Source organism: Flavobacterium sufflavum, assembly GCF_004016525.1.
GTDB classification, from domain to species: Bacteria; Bacteroidota; Bacteroidia; order Flavobacteriales; family Flavobacteriaceae; genus Flavobacterium; species Flavobacterium sufflavum.
The window spans coordinates 429,329-446,266 of record NZ_SACJ01000002.1; the positions used below are offsets into that span (position 1 = coordinate 429,329).

The 16,938-nt window shown below is 32.9% G+C and carries 20 protein-coding genes; 13 read left to right on the forward strand and 7 right to left on the reverse strand.

From position 1 onward, the window contains the following. Window positions 1–2: 2 nt before the first annotated feature. The 7 genes from EOD40_RS04825 to EOD40_RS18315 all read left to right on the forward strand — a co-directional run bounded on the left by EOD40_RS04825 (window position 3) and on the right by EOD40_RS18315 (window position 4,205). Window positions 3–590 carry a cytochrome c oxidase subunit 3 gene (locus tag EOD40_RS04825; RefSeq protein ID WP_128193761.1) on the forward strand — a complete coding sequence of 196 codons (588 nt, stop codon included), beginning with the start codon at window positions 3–5 and terminating at the stop codon, window positions 588–590. 42 nt (window positions 591–632) lie between these two features. After that, window positions 633–1,607, forward strand: a complete 975-nt coding sequence (locus EOD40_RS04830; RefSeq protein ID WP_128193762.1) for a cytochrome c oxidase subunit 3 — start codon at window positions 633–635, stop codon at window positions 1,605–1,607. 20 nt (window positions 1,608–1,627) lie between these two features. After that, window positions 1,628–1,978 (forward strand): cytochrome C oxidase subunit IV family protein, encoded by a 351-nt coding sequence (locus tag EOD40_RS04835; protein ID WP_128193763.1) that lies wholly within the window; start codon window positions 1,628–1,630, stop codon window positions 1,976–1,978. Between the two features lie 75 nt (window positions 1,979–2,053). Next, entirely contained in the window at window positions 2,054–2,695 is a 642-nt protein-coding gene (locus EOD40_RS04840) for a hypothetical protein (protein ID WP_128193764.1), read from the forward strand. Window positions 2,696–2,704: 9 nt separating this feature from the next. After that, window positions 2,705–3,391 (forward strand): SCO family protein, encoded by a 687-nt coding sequence (locus EOD40_RS04845; protein ID WP_128193765.1) that lies wholly within the window; start codon window positions 2,705–2,707, stop codon window positions 3,389–3,391. Between the two features lie 3 nt (window positions 3,392–3,394). Further along, window positions 3,395–3,937 carry a DUF420 domain-containing protein gene (locus EOD40_RS04850; protein ID WP_128193766.1) on the forward strand — a complete coding sequence of 181 codons (543 nt, stop codon included), beginning with the start codon at window positions 3,395–3,397 and terminating at the stop codon, window positions 3,935–3,937. Between the two features lie 118 nt (window positions 3,938–4,055). Beyond that, window positions 4,056–4,205 carry a hypothetical protein gene (locus EOD40_RS18315; RefSeq protein WP_394343663.1) on the forward strand — a complete coding sequence of 50 codons (150 nt, stop codon included), beginning with the start codon at window positions 4,056–4,058 and terminating at the stop codon, window positions 4,203–4,205. A 2-nt stretch (window positions 4,206–4,207) separates the two neighbouring features. Here EOD40_RS18315 and EOD40_RS04860 read toward each other — a convergent pair whose 3' ends face one another. Next, window positions 4,208–5,614 carry a DUF4403 family protein gene (locus EOD40_RS04860; RefSeq protein ID WP_128193768.1) on the reverse strand — a complete coding sequence of 469 codons (1,407 nt, stop codon included), beginning with the start codon at window positions 5,612–5,614 and terminating at the stop codon, window positions 4,208–4,210. A gap of 180 nt (window positions 5,615–5,794) precedes the next feature. On the opposite strand from EOD40_RS04860, the gene EOD40_RS04865 reads away from it, so the two are divergent. The 4 genes from EOD40_RS04865 (at window position 5,795) to EOD40_RS04880 (ending at window position 10,014) form a co-directional block, all read left to right on the forward strand. Continuing rightward, on the forward strand, window positions 5,795–7,168 hold the full coding sequence (locus EOD40_RS04865) for a TolC family protein (protein WP_128193769.1): 1,374 nt from the start codon (window positions 5,795–5,797) through the stop codon (window positions 7,166–7,168). A gap of 7 nt (window positions 7,169–7,175) precedes the next feature. Next, entirely contained in the window at window positions 7,176–8,471 is a 1,296-nt protein-coding gene (locus EOD40_RS04870; RefSeq protein ID WP_128193770.1) for an efflux RND transporter periplasmic adaptor subunit, read from the forward strand. 62 nt (window positions 8,472–8,533) lie between these two features. Next, a complete protein-coding gene (tsaB, locus tag EOD40_RS04875; protein WP_128193771.1) occupies window positions 8,534–9,202 on the forward strand; it encodes a tRNA (adenosine(37)-N6)-threonylcarbamoyltransferase complex dimerization subunit type 1 TsaB in 669 nt (222 codons plus the stop codon). A 47-nt stretch (window positions 9,203–9,249) separates the two neighbouring features. Beyond that, entirely contained in the window at window positions 9,250–10,014 is a 765-nt protein-coding gene (locus tag EOD40_RS04880) for a hypothetical protein (RefSeq protein WP_128193772.1), read from the forward strand. A 303-nt stretch (window positions 10,015–10,317) separates the two neighbouring features. On the opposite strand, the gene EOD40_RS04885 is transcribed toward EOD40_RS04880, so the two are convergent. Beyond that, complete coding sequence (locus EOD40_RS04885) at window positions 10,318–11,217, reverse strand: NifU family protein (RefSeq protein ID WP_128193773.1); 900 nt, start codon at window positions 11,215–11,217, stop codon at window positions 10,318–10,320. Between the two features lie 145 nt (window positions 11,218–11,362). Between EOD40_RS04885 and EOD40_RS04890 the strand changes: the two genes are divergently transcribed. Continuing rightward, the gene (locus EOD40_RS04890) at window positions 11,363–12,349 is read left to right on the forward strand and encodes a PorP/SprF family type IX secretion system membrane protein (RefSeq protein WP_128193774.1); all 987 of its coding nucleotides are present in this window, start codon (window positions 11,363–11,365) and stop codon (window positions 12,347–12,349) included. A 19-nt stretch (window positions 12,350–12,368) separates the two neighbouring features. Further along, complete coding sequence (locus EOD40_RS04895) at window positions 12,369–12,887, forward strand: gamma carbonic anhydrase family protein (RefSeq protein ID WP_128193775.1); 519 nt, start codon at window positions 12,369–12,371, stop codon at window positions 12,885–12,887. A 1-nt stretch (window position 12,888) separates the two neighbouring features. Here the strand turns inward: EOD40_RS04895 and EOD40_RS04900 are convergent, their stop codons facing one another. The 5 genes from EOD40_RS04900 to EOD40_RS04920 are packed head-to-tail and all read right to left on the reverse strand — an operon-like array spanning window position 12,889 to window position 16,879. Continuing rightward, entirely contained in the window at window positions 12,889–13,608 is a 720-nt protein-coding gene (locus EOD40_RS04900) for a LytR/AlgR family response regulator transcription factor (protein ID WP_128193776.1), read from the reverse strand. 9 nt (window positions 13,609–13,617) lie between these two features. Then, window positions 13,618–14,697: a sensor histidine kinase gene (locus tag EOD40_RS04905; protein ID WP_128193777.1), complete on the reverse strand. Its 1,080-nt coding sequence runs from the start codon at window positions 14,695–14,697 to the stop codon at window positions 13,618–13,620. Continuing rightward, window positions 14,698–15,060, reverse strand: a complete 363-nt coding sequence (locus EOD40_RS04910; RefSeq protein WP_317127907.1) for a DUF4907 domain-containing protein — start codon at window positions 15,058–15,060, stop codon at window positions 14,698–14,700. Then, a complete protein-coding gene (locus EOD40_RS04915) occupies window positions 15,044–16,048 on the reverse strand; it encodes a Kelch repeat-containing protein (RefSeq protein ID WP_128193779.1) in 1,005 nt (334 codons plus the stop codon). The genes EOD40_RS04910 and EOD40_RS04915 overlap by 17 nt, the downstream gene beginning before the upstream one ends. A 15-nt stretch (window positions 16,049–16,063) precedes the next feature. Then, window positions 16,064–16,879: a DUF6268 family outer membrane beta-barrel protein gene (locus tag EOD40_RS04920; protein ID WP_128193780.1), complete on the reverse strand. Its 816-nt coding sequence runs from the start codon at window positions 16,877–16,879 to the stop codon at window positions 16,064–16,066. Window positions 16,880–16,938: the final 59 nt, after the last annotated feature.

Below are 16,938 nucleotides of genomic sequence, written 5' to 3' on the forward strand. Positions count from 1 at the left end.
TTATGGGAGTTACAATGACAGCAGACGAACATAAAGCAAGAACGGCAAGATCATATAAAATGATATTGTTGTTTGCTATGGTTAGTATGACTATGATGTTTGCAGGATTAACAAGTGCTTTTGTGGTAAGTAAGTCAAGAGCCGATTGGTTGAAAGATTTTCAGTTACCAACAGCTTTTTGTATTAGTACAATTGTGATAATTGGATGTAGTGTGACTTTTTATCTGGCTAAGAAAGCAATTCAAAAGGATGATCAAAGTCAAACTACAATAATGCTTTTGGCTACTTTGATTTTGGGAATTTTGTTTGTGGTATCGCAATTTGTGGGTTTTGGACAAATTATCGAAAGTGGTTATTATGTGACTGGGCAAGGAAGTTCGATTACGATGACTTTTCTTTATATAATTGCTTTAATGCACTTATTACATGTGGCTGGAGGCTTAATTTCACTTTTAATTATAATTTATAATCATTTTAAACAAAAGTACAATTCGAGTCAAACTCTTGGAATAGAACTAGGTGCAATGTATTGGCACTTTCTGGATTTCCTATGGGTTTTATTATTTGTATTTTTATATTTCTTTAAATAAGAAAAAAACGTAAATTTGGGAACTTTTTAACGAATAACTTTTATGGAAGCGACAGTTACTACTGCAAATAGTGAAGAAAAAACTTGGGGAGGCGGCAATGAGCCAATGGGAGCAAGTTATGGTAAAATGATGATGTGGTTTTTTATCGTATCAGATGCCTTAACATTCTCTGGATTTCTAGCAGCTTACGGTTTTTCTAGATTTAAATTTATTGAAACATGGCCTTTGCCAGATGAAGTGTTTACTCACTTCCCTTTTATGCATGGGGTTGCGGCACCTATGTACTATGTAGCATTTATGACTTTTATTTTGATTTTCTCATCTGTAACAATGGTTTTGGCTGTTGATGCGGGTCATCAAATGAAAAAGAATAAAGTTATTATTTACATGTTTTTAACCATTATCGGTGGTTTAATTTTCGTTGGTTCTCAAGCTTGGGAGTGGAAAAACTTTATCAATGGTGAGTATGGAGCTATCGAAACAAAAGGAGGAAGCATTCTTCAGTTTGTTGATAAAGACGGAAAACAAATAGCACTTGCTGATTTTGCAGCAACTTTACCTGAAGAAAGAACTCAGTTGTCAAGAAGTCATGCGACTTGGTTTATGGAAGAGTCTACTCAGCCAACTTATTCAGTAGCTGAAGTACAGGCTGGTTTTAAAGCACATCCTGATTTGTTGATTAGAACTGAAGTTATAAAAGATAAAAAGAAAACTGTTCTTTCAAGAGCTGAATCTGAACAAAGATTAGCTCAGGCTGCTTTAGTAGTTGAAGGAGCTAACTTGGAAAGAAATGAGTATGGAAGTAAGTTGTTTGCTGATTTCTTCTTCTTTATTACAGGTTTCCACGGATTCCACGTTTTCTCAGGGGTAATTATCAATATCATTATATTCTTTAATGTGTTGCTTGGAACTTATGAGAAAAGAAAAAGTTATGAAATGGTGGAGAAAGTTGGATTATACTGGCACTTTGTTGACTTGGTGTGGGTATTTGTATTCACGGTTTTCTATCTAGTTTAATTTTTTAAAGTTATTTTATTATGGCACACGCACATGAATCAAACGCGGGTAGAATTTGGAAAGTATTCGCAATCCTATCAGTAGTTACAATTATAGAGGTTTTTTTAGGTATTTACAAGCCTGATGCTTTACATCATAGTCATTTTCTTGGTTTAAGTTTGTTGAACTGGGTGTTTTATGCACTTACTATTTTTAAGGCATATTACATTGTATGGGCTTTTATGCACATGGAAGGGGAGAAATCAAGCCTTAGATGGGCTGTAGTTTTACCAGTTGTTTTTCTTGTCTTATACTTACTTTTCATTCTGTTGACTGAAGGGCATTATATTTATGGGGTTTTTAAAGATTCAACCATTAAATGGAATTTTTAACACTATATTAATTCAAAAAAAGGGCACGCATTGCGTGCCTTTTTTTATTTTTGCATTTAAAATTAATTTTTCCTGATGAAAAAAAATATAGTTCTTTTTACACTCTTTGTTTTGCCTATTGTAGCTTATCTTTTCTTTGCTTCGGGTGTTAATAGCTTTACTAAGCTTCCTATTATTACCCCTAAAGTTGCTGACTTAGGAAATTGGAAATCTTTAAAGGGAGAAAAGGTTAGTCTGGATAATAAAATTACTATTCTGGGCTTTTCAGGAACGGAGATTTTAAAGAACAGAGGGAATCTTTTTAATTTAAATGAAAAGATCTATCAGCGTTACCATACTTTTAATGATTTGCAGTTTGTGATGGTTTGTCCATTAGGAACTGAAAAGGATATAAAAAACATAATGGATGCTTTTGATGACTTTACCGATGTTTCTCAATGGCATTTCGTTTTTACAACTCCTGAAGAAATTGAATCCTATTATAAGCAATTAAAATTAGTGAAGCCATTAGATGCTAATGCTGGAACTTCTAATGTTTTTATAGTAGATAAGCTAAGAAATTTGAGAGGTAGAAAAGATCAAAAAGAATATAAAGAAGGCTATGATACTTTTCATCCTTCTGAATTGAGTAATGAGATGTTAGATGATTTTAAGATTATTCTTTATGAGTACCGTGCTGCTCTTAAGAAGAATCACAATGCTACCAAACAATTATAAAAACATTTTATGTTGAAAAATAAATCATATATCGGGATTTCGTTTATTGTTTTAATTTTTGGAATTTATGCAGTTCCAAAGATTATTTCACGTATTCAAAATGGAGATGTTGTTAAGGCCGATCGTTTAGATAAAGTGTCGTCTGGCAGTAATTCAGAAGAAAATTTGGTAAAAATTGGTCCGGCACCAAAATTCGAATTGACAAATCAGGATAATCAAAAGATAAATAATGCAACTTATAAAGGGAAAGTTTATGTTTTGGAATTTTTCTTTACAAGCTGTCCTTCTATTTGTCCAAAAATGAATCAAAGCATGTTAATTCTGGAGAAAAAATTCTTTGGGAATCCTAACTTCGGAATCGTTTCCATTACAATTGACCCTAAACATGATACTCCTGAGGTTTTAAAATCTCATGCTAAATTGATAGGGGCGACTTCGTCTAATTGGAATTTTTTAACTGGCGAAAGACAAACAATATTTGATTTGGCTAACAAAGGTTTTAATCTTTATGCAGGAGAAAACAGCAAGGTAAATGGTGGATTTGAGCATTCAGGAATGTTTGCTTTGATTGATAAAAATGGTAATATCCGTTGTAGAAAAGATGATTTTGGAAATCCAATTTTATATTATGATGGATTAGAAAAAGCAGGAGTTAGAGATATTCAACAGGATATCAGTATTTTATTAGCAGAATAAATTATGGAAAATCAAAGTTTAGAAACAAAATACAATAAGTGGATTGTACTATTGTCAGTTGTAATTCCATTAGTGGTTGCAATCCTTTTTGGAGTTAATTTGAGAAAATTGGGTTATGATGTAGAGCCACTTTCTTTTTTACCTCCTATTTATGCTACCATAAATGGGATTACAGCAATTGTATTGGTTTTGGCTGTGTTGGCTATAAAAAAAGGAAACAGACAATTACATGAAAGCTTAATGAAAACGGCTATAGCTTGTTCTGTTGCCTTTTTAGCGATGTATGTAGCCTATCACATGACTTCCGATTCTACAAAATTTGGAGGTGAAGGAATTATAAAATACGTGTATTATTTTATATTAATAACTCATATTGTTCTTTCGGTTGTTATTATTCCACTGGTTTTAATCACTTATGTTCGTGCTTTGGCACAAGTATTTGATAAGCATAAAAAAATTGCTAAAATTACTTTTCCTATCTGGTTGTATGTTGCGGTTACAGGTGTTATTGTGTATTTAATGATTTCTCCTTATTATGTTTACTAAAGTCAGAAGTCAGAAGTTAGAAGTTAGAAGTGAAAATGGTAAAGTGAAAATTCTATTTTCTATTTTCTGTTTTCTATTTTCTATGTTTTTTTCTCTTACTACTAACGCTCAATGTGCTATGTGTAGAGCTGCCTTAGGTGGTGATGCTAACGTAGAGAAAGCAAAAGCCGTCAATGATGGAATTGTTTATCTGATGGTTATTCCTTATTTACTAGTGGCTGTAATTGGTTATTTTGTTTATCGAATGAAGAAAAATAAAACGAAATAGTTTTATTTGAAACCGTCAACAGTAATGTTGATTTCTCCATTTACTTTTACAAAAGCAATAATAGCATTTTGGCTCAGTTCTATTTTTTGAAATTGAATGTCCTCCATTTTTCCATTTACAAATACCCCCGTCATTGGCGAGTAATTGTTCAGGTAGTTTAGCATGGTTTTCTTTCCTTCTTCAAGGTTGGGTTTAATCGAATAGCGGCAGTTTTCCTGAATTTTTCTTAAAATTATTCCTTGAGCAAGCCAGTTTGCGGTGCGCATTAATTTGCTTTTGGTGTCTAAGGCATAATCCAATTCATCAAAATAAATTTCTTTTTTCTCGGGATTGTATTTTGGAAATCCTGCCAGATATATCGTTCCGTTTAGTGAGCCGGTTAAATCTAAGGCAATGACCATTTTTCCGCTTTTGTGCCAGATATTTACGTCTTCTACTTTTACTTTTCTTGAACCAGAGGCAAATTCTTCACCAGTGAAATTTTTCTTCATTATTCTGGAGGCATCAGCATAACTGGAAACGGCAGTAATATTTGCTGTAATTTGATTCGGAATTTTACTGACAGCCTTCAATGTGATTTGATTCGCATTGAATTTAGTTTCCGGAACCTGACCTATAATAGTTTCCATATTGCATTTCATACCCATTTGTAATAGAAAAGATTCGTTTTTTAAATGGGCTGCTGTGGAATATATTTCTACAGGGACAATTCTGAGCCAACTTTCGTAAGCTTCATTCATTTGAAAGGGAGTGCAGATTTTTTGTAGAGCCGCCATAACATTGGGTTTAAAATCCGTTGATTTTTCAATAGCGTCATCAATCTTTTTTTCTATTTTGGATTTGAATAATTTTATAGAAGGATTAATTAAGTAAGTTACAGGCATGTTTTTACCAAAAACACTCATAGTCGGACTTTCGTTCCAGTCTAAAGAGGTCAATTCGGTTTGGGTTTTCAGTTTCCAGTTGTTTAGACTTACCGTGCTATTTAGCGTTACAACCCCATTTAAATTAAATTCTTTAGTATTGTAAAGTGAAACTCCCATTGTTTTTGTTCCAATTCGGTATTTTATGATGGCTTTTAATGGTAGTATGGTGGTGATTTTTTCTGAACTGGCAGCACTACCGTTTTTAATGGTAATAGGAGCAAGTTTCCAAATTTTCATTTCTATATCATCGTCTTCGATGTTGCTGTCGTCATAAATCAATCCGTTTAATGCGATGTTGGTTTGGTTTTCAATGTCTTTTAATTTGATGCTTATAGGCAAATTGATAAACGAAGGAACATTGTTATAAACAATCGGACTGGCATCATCTGGCTCAGGTTTTAATGTGGCAATTTTTTGAGAAGTAGAACAACCTATAACAGCCAGTAGACTAGTGAAAACAGTTAAGAAAATAATTTTTTTCATTGGATTGATTTGAAGTTGTAAATTTAGAAAAAGCTTTTAATTCCTGTTAAAAAAAGAGAAGACTAAATGACGAAGCTTTTATTTGTTTGATTTTTAAATGTTTTTGAAGGATTTGAATATTCTTAGCAAGAAAAACTTATTTTTGTGTAGTAACTTTACTTCATTTTAGTTCGAATAAATATGAATCCAAAAAAATATTTTAGTTTACTACTTTTTGTAATAATTAGTTTTTATTCGAATGCACAATCTCGTCGATGGTCTTTGGAAGACTGTGTAAAATATGCTTTAGAGCATAATATTTCCATCAGACAATCAGAGTTAGATACCCAATCGGCAGGGATAGATAAAAAAACTGCTTTTGGAAGTTTTTTGCCTACTGTATCGGCTAATGCTTCTCATTCCTGGAATATTGGTTTGAATCAGGATATTACTACCGGACTTTTAAAAAATCAGACTACTCAGTTTACTTCGGCTGGAGCCAATGTGGGAATTGATATTTACAAAGGTTTGCAAAATTTAAATACGTTGAGAAAAGCAAATCTTTCTGTTGTGGCTGCAAAATACCAATTGCAAAAAATGAAAGAAGATATTGCTCTTAATGTTGCTAATGCTTATTTGCAGGTGCTTTTTAACAAAGAGAATTTAAAGGTGCAAAATAATCAATTGGTTATTGATACGAAACAATTAAACAGAACTCAGGAATTAGTCAATGCAGGGACTTTGCCTAAAGGGGATTTGTTAGATGTCAAAGTTACTATTGCTGCCGATAATCAAAAAGTAATTAATGCCGAGAATGCTTTGCTGATTGCTAAGTTAAGTTTGACTCAACTTTTACAACTGGATAGTTTTGAAAATTTCGATGTTACTGATTCTAATGAATTCCAAATGGATCAGGCTATTTTATCCCAAACACCAACAGCAATTTATGATAAAGCAAAGCAAGAGCGCGTGGAGTTGAAAATTGCTCAGACCAATCTGGAAATTGCCCAGAAAAATGTAATTATAGCTAAAGGTGCTTACCAACCCACTTTGAGAGGTTTCTATAATTTTAATAGCCGTGTTTCTTATGCGGATATTGCTTTAAGAGACAGCAATACAGGAGCTATTATTGGTACCCAATCACCGCCTAAATTTATAGATCAGTTTAGTGACAATAAAGGACAATCGTTCGGAGCTCAGTTGAGTATTCCTGTTTTTAATGGTTTTGCTGTTCGAAATAATGTCGAGCGAAATAAGGTGAGTTTCGAAAAGTCTAAAATAGCTTTAGAAAAGCAGGAATTAGATTTACAACGCAATGTTTACACTGCTTTTACCGATGCTAAAGGTGCTTTGAAAGCTTATGAATCGGCAATTCAAGCCTTAGATGCGAGATCACAATCGTATAATTATGCCAAAGAAAAATTTGAAGTGGGTTTGATGAATTCATTCGACTTAAGTCAATCGCAAACCTTATTGTCTGCAGCGCAATCAGAAGTGTTGAGAACCAAATACGATTATATTTTTAAAACTAAAATACTGGAATTGTATTTTGGAATTCCAATCATAAAAAATTAAATAAGTTATGTCAAAAAGAAATATTTATATCCTTGCTGCTGTTTTTGTAGTGGTAATTGCTACTTTGATTGTATTAGGAAAAAAAGGAGTTTTTGGAAATAAAGACGATGTTAAAGAGATAGAAATTGCCAAGATTGTCCCTATGACTATTGTTGAAACAGTTTCGGCAACGGGAAAAATCCAACCTGAAATTGAAGTTAAAATAGCTTCGATGGTTTCGGGTGAAATCATTGATTTACCTGTAAAAGAAGGACAGGTAGTTAAAAAAGGGGATTTGTTAGTAAAGATAAACCCCGATTTGTATTTGTCCAGTCTGAATAGAACTGTTGCGGGCTTGTCTGGTTCTAAAGCGGGACTGACACAAAGTGAAGCACAATTTAAAGAGGCTAAAGCCAGTTATGATCGAAATAAAATCTTATTCGAAAAAGGCATTATTTCAAAATCAGATTGGGATAAATCAGTTGCTTCTTTTGATGTTGCTAAAGCGGCAAAACAATCTGCTTATTTTAGTGTTCAGAGTGCTTCGGCATCGGTTAATGAGGCTAAAGATAATTTAGGTCGAACTATTATTTATGCTCCTGCTGATGGAACTATTTCGATGTTGAATGTAGAATTAGGCGAAAGAGTATTGGGAACGCAACAAATGACCGGAACGGAACTTTTGAGAGTGGCCAATTTGAATAATATGGAAGTGGAAGTGGATGTCAATGAAAATGATATTGTGAAAATCAAAGTAGGCGATTTGGCTAATGTTGAAGTGGATGCTTATTTGAAAAAACAATTCAAAGGAGTTGTTACCAGTATTTCTAATTCGGCGAGTTCGACTTTGACAGCCGATCAGGTGACCAATTTTAAAGTTAAGGTTCGGATTTTAAAAGAATCTTATGAAGATTTATTGGTTGGAAAACCGGCAACCTATTCGCCATTCAGACCAGGAATGACTGCCACGGTTGATATTATTACTAAAACGAAAAGAAATGTTTTAGCGGTGCCAATTAGCTCCGTTGTTGTAAAATCGGATACTACTGCTGTGGCTGTGTCAGATAAGGAAATTCCGGATCCTAAAGAAGATAAAAAGGAAGGGCCTAAAAGTGATAAAAAACTGGAATGTCTGTTTTTAAAAGTTGGCGAAAAAGCTAAAATTAAGATTGTGAAAACAGGAATTCAGGATGATACGAATATTGAGATTCTAAGCGGAGTTAAAAAAGGCGATGAAGTAATCACCGGACCTTATACGATAGTGAGTAAAGAATTGAATTCGGGAGATAAAGTGAGTATTAAATCGGAAAACAAAAAGAAATAAGCCGTTTTCTTTTGACTGTTGATTTAAATTTTTTTAGACCTTTGCAAAAAGAAAATAAGACATTGAATTATATACTTAACATAGAAACAGCAACAAAGAATTGTTCCGTTTCAATTGCCAAAGAAGGCAAAACCCTGATTTGTAAAGAAATTGCCGAAGAAGGCTATTCGCATGCCGAACGGTTGCATGTATTTATAGAGGAAAGTATAAAGGAAGTTGGTATCACCTACAAGGATTTGGTTGCTATTGCGGTAAGTCAAGGGCCGGGTTCTTATACGGGACTTAGAATAGGTGTTTCGGCGGCAAAAGGATTGTGTTTTGCTTTAGGGATTCCATTAATTGCTGTGGATACGCTACAGGCATTAGCGGCTCAGGCAAAGATTGAATCCGGTTTTGTAGTACCAATGTTAGATGCGCGAAGAATGGAGGTTTACAGTGCTGTTTTTTCCGCTAAATTAGAATCAGAAAGGGCAATTCTTGCCGAGGTTATCACCGAAGATTCTTTTCAGGAATTTGAAGAAACCTTATATTTTGTTGGCGATTGTACCGAGAAATGCCAGACGGTTTTAAATAAAGCTAATTTTGTTTTCTTAGAAAATATAAAATATCCTTCGGCTAACGAAATGAGTGCTTTGAGTTATGAAAAGTACCTGAAAAATGATTTTGTAGATGTGGCATATTTTGAGCCTTATTATTTGAAAGATTTCATGATAACGACTTCTAAAAAGTAATAAAACTAAATATAGTGAAACTGTTTTTAGATTATAAATAGAAATAAATGAACAGAACCAAGAAAATGATTTTAGGATGTATCCTTCTGATCCTTATTACCTTGATACTACTTTTCATTCCTGAACGCAGAAATGAATTGAAAACCCAACATTTTACCTTTTTTTATAGTACAAGTATTGATAAATCTAAAATAGAAACCCTTTCAAAAACATTGGAAGGTAACTACATGAGAATCCAAAACGATTTAAAAACAACGGCTGCCCCAAATATTATAACAACCGTATATGCCAATAGATGGCAATATGTGAAAGCAACAAAAAATTGGGGAGGATCAGGTAGTATCGAAGGAATCAATAAACTTCATTTCATGGAACATGCCTGGGATGAAGCAGATTCCAAAAAAGTGACCCTTCATGAGTTTACCCATACTGTGACATTAAAATTATTGTTGGATATTGAAAAACAGCCCATTAACAACGAAGTGTTTGATAAAAAATTTTTAACATTCCCCATTTGGCTTTGGGAAGCCATCAGTGTTTATGAAGCACAGGAATTTATAAATCCCAAAACCTTGTCCTATATGAATAAAGTACATTACCCTAGTGTAACAGAACTCAACGACCGAAAGAAAGGCGGGAAAATATACAGCTGTGGTTACACTATTATTGAATATATCTTGGAAAAATACGGACAGGATAAATTGATTTCACTGATTAAAAATTACGGAAATTTGCAGACGACTTTTGACAGTTCCAATGACCAATTTTTCAGTGAATGGTATGATTTTGTTCAAAATAGATATTTAAAATAAAAAGCTATGGAAATAAATTGGATAGAGTTAGATATTATTTTATTTTGAGTAAAAGCATAACAAAAAAACATTCCACATTACTATAATGCTTTATTAGCATTGTATTGGTATTCAGTTGTTCGTTTGTTTTCTTCTTGGAGAAAATTAAGTCCTCGAACAATTCAATCTATAATCTAACTAGTTTTTGCAATTTCGACAAAAAGGGAGATGACAAACCGAATGTTGTGTTTATATTTGAGAATCATAAAAACAAAAACGCGTTTCAATCGAAACGCGTTTTTGTTTTTTATAAATGAGTTTGTTTTAAGCATTAATTGCTTCCACTTGAATTTTTTCATCATTCAACATGCTCTTCAACATGTTTTCGATTCCTGATTTTAAAGTAAAAGTAGAAGATGGACAACCACTGCAAGCACCCTGAAGAATTACTTTTACAGTTTTACTTTCTTCATCATAAGACTCAAAAGCAATGTTTCCACCATCGGCAGCAACTGCTGGTTTTACATATTCTTCCAGGATGTTGATGATTTGTTGTGAAGTAACATCAAGTTTGTCGAACTCTTCGGTTTTAATTTGCTCTTGTTTTTCAGCATTGATTACTACGCTGTCGTCAAGAACAATTCCTCCATTCTCGATATATTCTTTGATGAATGTTCTTAGCTCTAAGGTAATTTCATCCCAGCTGTTCAATTCGTATTTTGTTACCGAAATATAGTTTTCGTCAATGAAAATTTCTTTTACATAAGGAAATTTAAATAATTCTTTTGCTAAAGGCGAAGAAGCAGTTTGATCGATGTTTTTGTATTCAATAGCATTTTTTGTCAGCATTCTGCTTACAACAAATTTCAAAGCCGAAGGATTAGGAGTCGTTTCTCCGTAAACCGTAATAGGCTGTTTTTTTGGTTTGTTCTCATCAATATTTATGATGGTCCCACCATTGTTCACAAAGTTTTCAATTTGTTCAGCAACAGCTTCTTTAACATCGTCCCATTCTACAATACTAAATCTTTCAACTGCAATGAAATTACCCGAGATATAAACGGTTTTTACAAATGGTAAATAAAACAATTGTTGTGCAAGAGGGGAGGATTTAGCCTCGTCTATATTTTTGAATTCAAAACTTTCATTTTTAGTGATAAAATCTTCAAATTCAAATTTTAATATTGTAGGGTTTTGTGTCTCTTTAATGGATATTTTTGTCATAATTTTTGTAAATTTTTACAAATTTAGTAAAGTTATTTTCTATGAATAACTATATTTGAATTATTAATGAATAAATTAACTTAACTTTAGTTTTTGGGTTAAGTTTTTTTTTGCTTTTTCACTTATCTTGATTAATATTTTTTAAATGTATACCAAAATTAAATATTTTATAATCTGCTTTTTTATCGGTGTGTATTCTTATTCTCAAGAAGGAATTCCTGTATATTCAGATTACCTTTCTGATAATTATTATCTGTTACATCCGTCGATGGCTGGTGCTTCTAATTGTTCTAAATTAAGACTGACCGCTCGTAAGCAATGGTTTGATCAGGAGGATGCCCCATCACTTCAAACCTTGAGTTATAATGGCAGAATAGGTGAGAAAGCAGGAGCCGGGATTATACTTTTTAGTGATAAAAATGGCTATCATTCTCAAAAAGGAGTGAAGTTAACTTATGCTTATCATTTGATGTTTTCAAGAGATGAAATCGATTTGAATCAGTTGTCTTTTGGTATTAGTGGAGGTTTAATTCAAAGTCAGTTAGACGAGAGTACCTTTACTGATTTTGATCCAATAATATTTGGGCAAATTCAAAAAGATTCTTATTTCAATGTCGATGTTGGAATGTCTTACAATTATTTGGATTTTTATGTGCATGCAACAGTTCAAGGTCTTTTAGAAACCAGAAGAGATATTTATACCGAAGTAGAAAGTGATAACTTAAGAAAGTTTATCTTAAACACAGGTTATATTTTTGGGGATAAAAATAGAATATTATGGGAGCCGTCAATCATGTTTCAGTATTATGATGTAACGAAACAAAAAGCTATCGATATCAATATGAAAGCCTATAAAAACATGGATTTTGGTAGTTTATGGGGTGGTTTGTCCTATAGAAGCAGTTTTGATGGTGCTGAATTTAATAATGGAAACGGGACTTCTAAGCAACGTTACCAATCAATCACTCCAATTGTTGGTGTAAATTATAATAATTTCATGTTTGCCTATACTTATTCGCATTTAGGTGGAGATGTGAAATTTGGAACTGGTGGTTTTCACCAAATTACCTTAGGTCTTAATTTGTTCTGCAAGCGTGAGAAGTACGAGTGTAACTGTCCTGCAATTAACTAAAATATTTTACATTTAAAAAATGGTAATAAAAGCTGTTAATGGTATATCGCCTAATATTCCTGAGGATTGTTATGTAGCCGAAAATGCTACTATTGTTGGTGATGTTAGTTTTGGTGCTTCTTGTAGTGTTTGGTTTAATGCTGTAATTAGAGGCGATGTTAATTATATAAAAATTGGTAACAAAGTCAATATTCAGGATGGAGCTGTTATTCATTGTACTTATAAAAAACATCCAACTATCATAGGGAATAACGTTTCTATTGGGCATAATGCCCTTGTTCATGGCTGTGTGGTTCACGACAATGTTTTGATAGGAATGGGTGCCATAGTAATGGATAATTGTACTATTGAAAGCAATTCTATTATTGCGGCAGGTGCGGTGATTACTCAAAACACCGTAGTTACTTCGGGTTCTATATGGGCGGGAGTTCCTGCCAAAAAAGTAAAAGATTTAGATCAATCCAGTTTTGCAGGGGAAATTGAGCGTATTGCCGAAAATTATTTATTGTATTCCAGCTGGTATAAAGAAGAGGAATAGTTTATAGATTGATTTTTTCGAAGAAAGAAGTCTTATAGCTTTCGCTGATAGGAATGCGTTTGTCGGCAATTAATACCTTATTTTTTTGGATGGATTTCACGTATTTGATATTGATGATATACGAACGGTGAATTCGGGCAAAACCTTTGGATGAAAGTAAGTTTTCAAGTTTTATCAAACTGATTAAGGTTAGCGTAAATTTATTGTCAGTAGTGTATATTTTGACATAATCTTTCAAACCTTCGATAAATAAAATATCCGAAAAATTGATTTTTACATTTTCGTATTCTGAACGAACAAACATAAAATCGGGTTCAATTTCCGGGGCAACTACTTTTGGAGTAGCGGTAGTAGGAGTGCTATTTTGTGAAAGAAATGTTTGTTGGGCACGCATCACCGATTTTAAGAAACGATGAAAAGGAATTGGTTTTACCAAATAATCGACAGCTCCAAGATTAAATCCTTCTACGGCATAATCAGAATAGGCAGTGGTGAAAATGACCAGTGGTTTTTTGTCAATCGCATTCAGAAAATCAATGCCTGAAAAATGAGGCATTTCGATGTCCAGAAATATCAGGTCAACACTTGAAGTATTAATCATAGCTATGGCGTCAATAGCATTATTGAAGGTACTGATGAGTTCCAGACTTTCAACTTTGCTAACAAATTCTTTGATTAAATCAACTGCTAAAGGTTCGTCATCTATAATTACACACTTCATCTTTTTTGTTTAGTTTTCCAATGGTTCTAGTTTCAAATTCAAATGAACACAATATTTGTTATCGGTTTGATTAATGGTTAATTGGTGTGCATTTGGATACAGAATATTCAATCTGTTTTTAATGTTTGCCAGCCCAATTCCAGAGTTGTTAGGATCTTTTATTTGATTTTCAATTCTGTTTTCAATCCAAAAATCCAGGATGTTATCTTCTATACTGATTTTAATTTTTACGTAAGTAGTTCCTTTGTAATCAGTCCCGTATTTAAAAGCATTTTCGATAAACGAAATCAACAGCATGGGTTCGATAGACTTGTTTCTGGTATCGCCATGAATGTTGATGAAAATATTTTCAATATTGTTTAATCGTAACTTTTGTAAATCGATATAGTTTTTGATATAGTTGATTTCCTTTTCTAAAGATACAGCTTTATTGTCGGTTTCATAAAGCATGTAGCGCATCATTTCCGATAAGGTAACAATCGCATCAGGCACAAGATCCGATTTTTTATAGGCTAAAGAATATATGCTATTTAAGGCATTGAATAAAAAATGTGGATTAGTTTGTTTCCTTAAATAGTTTAATTCGGTAGTTGTTTTACGGGTTTCAGAAATTAATTTGTTTTGTTGATTAGTGTAATATTCTGAAAGCGTTTTAATTATGGTGCTTATTGTAACGATAAATAAATAAAAAAGGGAAGGGAAAAACTTGAAAAAAAAAGGTGGTTTTTTTAGGAATCTTTTCTCAGGAATAAATTCTTTTCCTGCTGCATCATATAGTTTTTGATGAGGAAAATTGTGGAAATCGGGTGAGAAATAAAAAATCTTCAGGCAGCTGAAAAAGGTCACTATGGCAAAAATAATTCCTAAATAAGCGGCATATTTTTTTTGCAAAAGCAAATTAGGGACAAAATAAAAATAGTTTGCATAGAAGATGATAATGCCACTTGACCATTGTACATAAAATTCGGCGTTGATACTGGTGAAATTTTGATAAAATGGCAATAGTGAGGCAATTATTAAAAAGCACCAAATGATACTGTGTATCAGTATTTTGTTTGAATTGTTGTTTGTAATTCCCTCTAAGTTCATCTAGATTTTAATTGACAATAAAATTAAATCTTTTTTTGTAATTGTAGGCGATGTTTTCTGTTTCAATTTTTGTAAAACTAAGTTACCTACTTTTAGTGCTTCCTCTTCGCTTTCAAACGATTTTTGATTCGGAATTACCGGTATTATAGATTGTTTTATAATGATTTTGTCATTGTTTTTTATAATGTATCCCCAGCCGGTTGGCGTTTTTATGGATTTTAAATTTAAGCCTTGCTTATTGTTGCAGGAAAAGAATATTATAAAGCCAATTAGTAATAAAAGCTTTTTTGTGGCATTGAATAGAAAATTCTTCCGGATGTTAGTCCGGAAGAATTTAGGGTTTGTATTAATTGTCATTGTCATTTTGTTCTTCTAATGGTTTAAATTCCCAGGCATCGTCATAATAAGTAGAGCCTGATCTACCTAGTAATATAAATCCTCTTTGGTTGATTGAAAACCCAATAGCATCTGTTCTTCCTGAACCTTCAAGAGCTGTTTTTTCTTTCCAAACATCAGTAGCAGGATTGTATTCCCAAATGGTTTTTGAGCTTTCTCCACAAGCAACATATCCTAATCCATTTATTGAGAATGCTGATGCATTAGAACGTGTAATTGCATAATCATCGTTATAGGTTTCATCATCATTATCGTCCTGATCAATATCACGTTTTTTAGTCCAGGTATCAGTACTTGGATCAAACATCCAAAAATCGACCTGATAAACTCCATTATTGATACCTGTTCCTAAGTAGGCTTTGTCATCAATAATAAAAACGGTAGCATTTCGTCTTTTGTTTCCGCTAAAACCATTTACTTGTGACCAGGAATTTGAGTTGGCATCATATTGGTAAAAATCCTTTAGATAATTTCCATCGTATCCTGTTCCAAAATAAGCTTTTCCACCCACTTGAAATCCAACAGCCGAATAGCGTGCAGTTCCAGTAAAATCAGCTTTTTGAGACCAGCTATTAGTGTTTGGATTGTATTGGTAAAAATCTTTTAGTTTATTGGTTCCATCATATCCTAAACCGATGTATCCTTTTCCGTCTAATTCAAATCCGGATGCCGAACTTCTGGCAACACCTGTAAAATCAGCTTTTTGTTCCCAATAATCGCCATCAGAATTGTAAGCCCAAAGGTCTTTTAGATATTCGTCTCCGGTATATCCTGTAGAAACATAAGCATACGAACCAATTACAAAACTTGTTGCGCTTGATCTTGCAGGGCCGTCAAATGAAGATTTTTTAATCCAGTTACCTAACAACTCTTCATCGTCGTCATTGCTGCAACCCACAAATACTAATCCCATTAATAGCATGGTAATTATCGTTCTTCCTTTTAAAATAGTCATAATTTATTTTATTTGTTACTGTTTGTATTTTATGCCAATGTTAAAGTGGTAACCATCATTAGCGTTGAAATTAAATTGTGTTGTTCCTCTATCGTTTGTTAATGTATATTTTTTGTTAAAATCATATCCTCCCTGAAAACTCATGAACCAGTTGCGATCAATGTTTCTCTCATATTCTAATGCGGTTGTCATTTGAGAAAAACTCATTTTTGTAGCACTTAGATTTGAATTGATAGCCTTTGCCTGATCGAGATTGTAATATTCTCCACTGAAAGTATTTGTCAATCGGAAAGCGTTTCGCTCGTTATTTGAATAGCTAATACTCGAATTAGGGAATCCTATTTCAATAGCGGTATTGCTGTTTAGTTTGCTGTAAAAAGCAACTGTAGGAAGTACTTCTGCTTTCCCAAAAACGGTCATCCTTTTTACTCCCAGATGAATAGTGTTGTTCCCATTAAAGTCATATTTAATTCCTGTTCCACCAAGGATTGTAACGTCAGAAAACCCCAAACTTTTTTCAAAAGTAGCTACTGTTTTAAATTCGAAATCCCAATCCATTTTATTGTTGATTTGATGTACGAGTCCGAAGTTGTTTTCTATCCGGTTGTATTTATTGTTGTTGTTCTCTGAATAATAATTTTCAAGGTTATAGTTTAAACTTGTGTTTTTATAGCTAAGGCTATTGGTGATTTTGTTTTTCGAATCTAAATTTTCATCAAAAGAAAAGCCTATTCCGGTTTCGTTTTTGGTTATTTCTTTTGTCGGAATCGTTTTTAGATTCAATTCTAACGAATAGCTACTTTGAGCAGATATTTTAAGAATTGAAATCATGAAAATTAGAGTTGTAAAATATTTTAACTTCATTTATTTTTTTATTGCTTCAAAAGTAG

Coding starts and splice junctions, on each gene's coding strand:
- EOD40_RS04825 (WP_128193761.1), top strand. CDS start 3: ATGGGAGTTACAATGACAGCAGACGAACATAAAGCAAGAACGGCAAGA.
- EOD40_RS04830 (WP_128193762.1), top strand. CDS start 633: ATGGAAGCGACAGTTACTACTGCAAATAGTGAAGAAAAAACTTGGGGA.
- EOD40_RS04835 (WP_128193763.1), top strand. CDS start 1,628: ATGGCACACGCACATGAATCAAACGCGGGTAGAATTTGGAAAGTATTC.
- EOD40_RS04840 (WP_128193764.1), top strand. CDS start 2,054: ATGAAAAAAAATATAGTTCTTTTTACACTCTTTGTTTTGCCTATTGTA.
- EOD40_RS04845 (WP_128193765.1), top strand. CDS start 2,705: ATGTTGAAAAATAAATCATATATCGGGATTTCGTTTATTGTTTTAATT.
- EOD40_RS04850 (WP_128193766.1), top strand. CDS start 3,395: ATGGAAAATCAAAGTTTAGAAACAAAATACAATAAGTGGATTGTACTA.
- EOD40_RS18315 (WP_394343663.1), top strand. CDS start 4,056: ATGTGTAGAGCTGCCTTAGGTGGTGATGCTAACGTAGAGAAAGCAAAA.
- EOD40_RS04860 (WP_128193768.1), bottom strand. CDS start 5,614: ATGAAAAAAATTATTTTCTTAACTGTTTTCACTAGTCTACTGGCTGTT.
- EOD40_RS04865 (WP_128193769.1), top strand. CDS start 5,795: ATGAATCCAAAAAAATATTTTAGTTTACTACTTTTTGTAATAATTAGT.
- EOD40_RS04870 (WP_128193770.1), top strand. CDS start 7,176: ATGTCAAAAAGAAATATTTATATCCTTGCTGCTGTTTTTGTAGTGGTA.
- EOD40_RS04880 (WP_128193772.1), top strand. CDS start 9,250: ATGAACAGAACCAAGAAAATGATTTTAGGATGTATCCTTCTGATCCTT.
- EOD40_RS04885 (WP_128193773.1), bottom strand. CDS start 11,217: ATGACAAAAATATCCATTAAAGAGACACAAAACCCTACAATATTAAAA.
- EOD40_RS04890 (WP_128193774.1), top strand. CDS start 11,363: ATGTATACCAAAATTAAATATTTTATAATCTGCTTTTTTATCGGTGTG.
- EOD40_RS04895 (WP_128193775.1), top strand. CDS start 12,369: ATGGTAATAAAAGCTGTTAATGGTATATCGCCTAATATTCCTGAGGAT.
- EOD40_RS04900 (WP_128193776.1), bottom strand. CDS start 13,608: ATGAAGTGTGTAATTATAGATGACGAACCTTTAGCAGTTGATTTAATC.
- EOD40_RS04905 (WP_128193777.1), bottom strand. CDS start 14,697: ATGAACTTAGAGGGAATTACAAACAACAATTCAAACAAAATACTGATA.
- EOD40_RS04910 (WP_317127907.1), bottom strand. CDS start 15,060: ATGACAATGACAATTAATACAAACCCTAAATTCTTCCGGACTAACATC.
- EOD40_RS04915 (WP_128193779.1), bottom strand. CDS start 16,048: ATGACTATTTTAAAAGGAAGAACGATAATTACCATGCTATTAATGGGA.
- EOD40_RS04920 (WP_128193780.1), bottom strand. CDS start 16,879: ATGATTTCAATTCTTAAAATATCTGCTCAAAGTAGCTATTCGTTAGAA.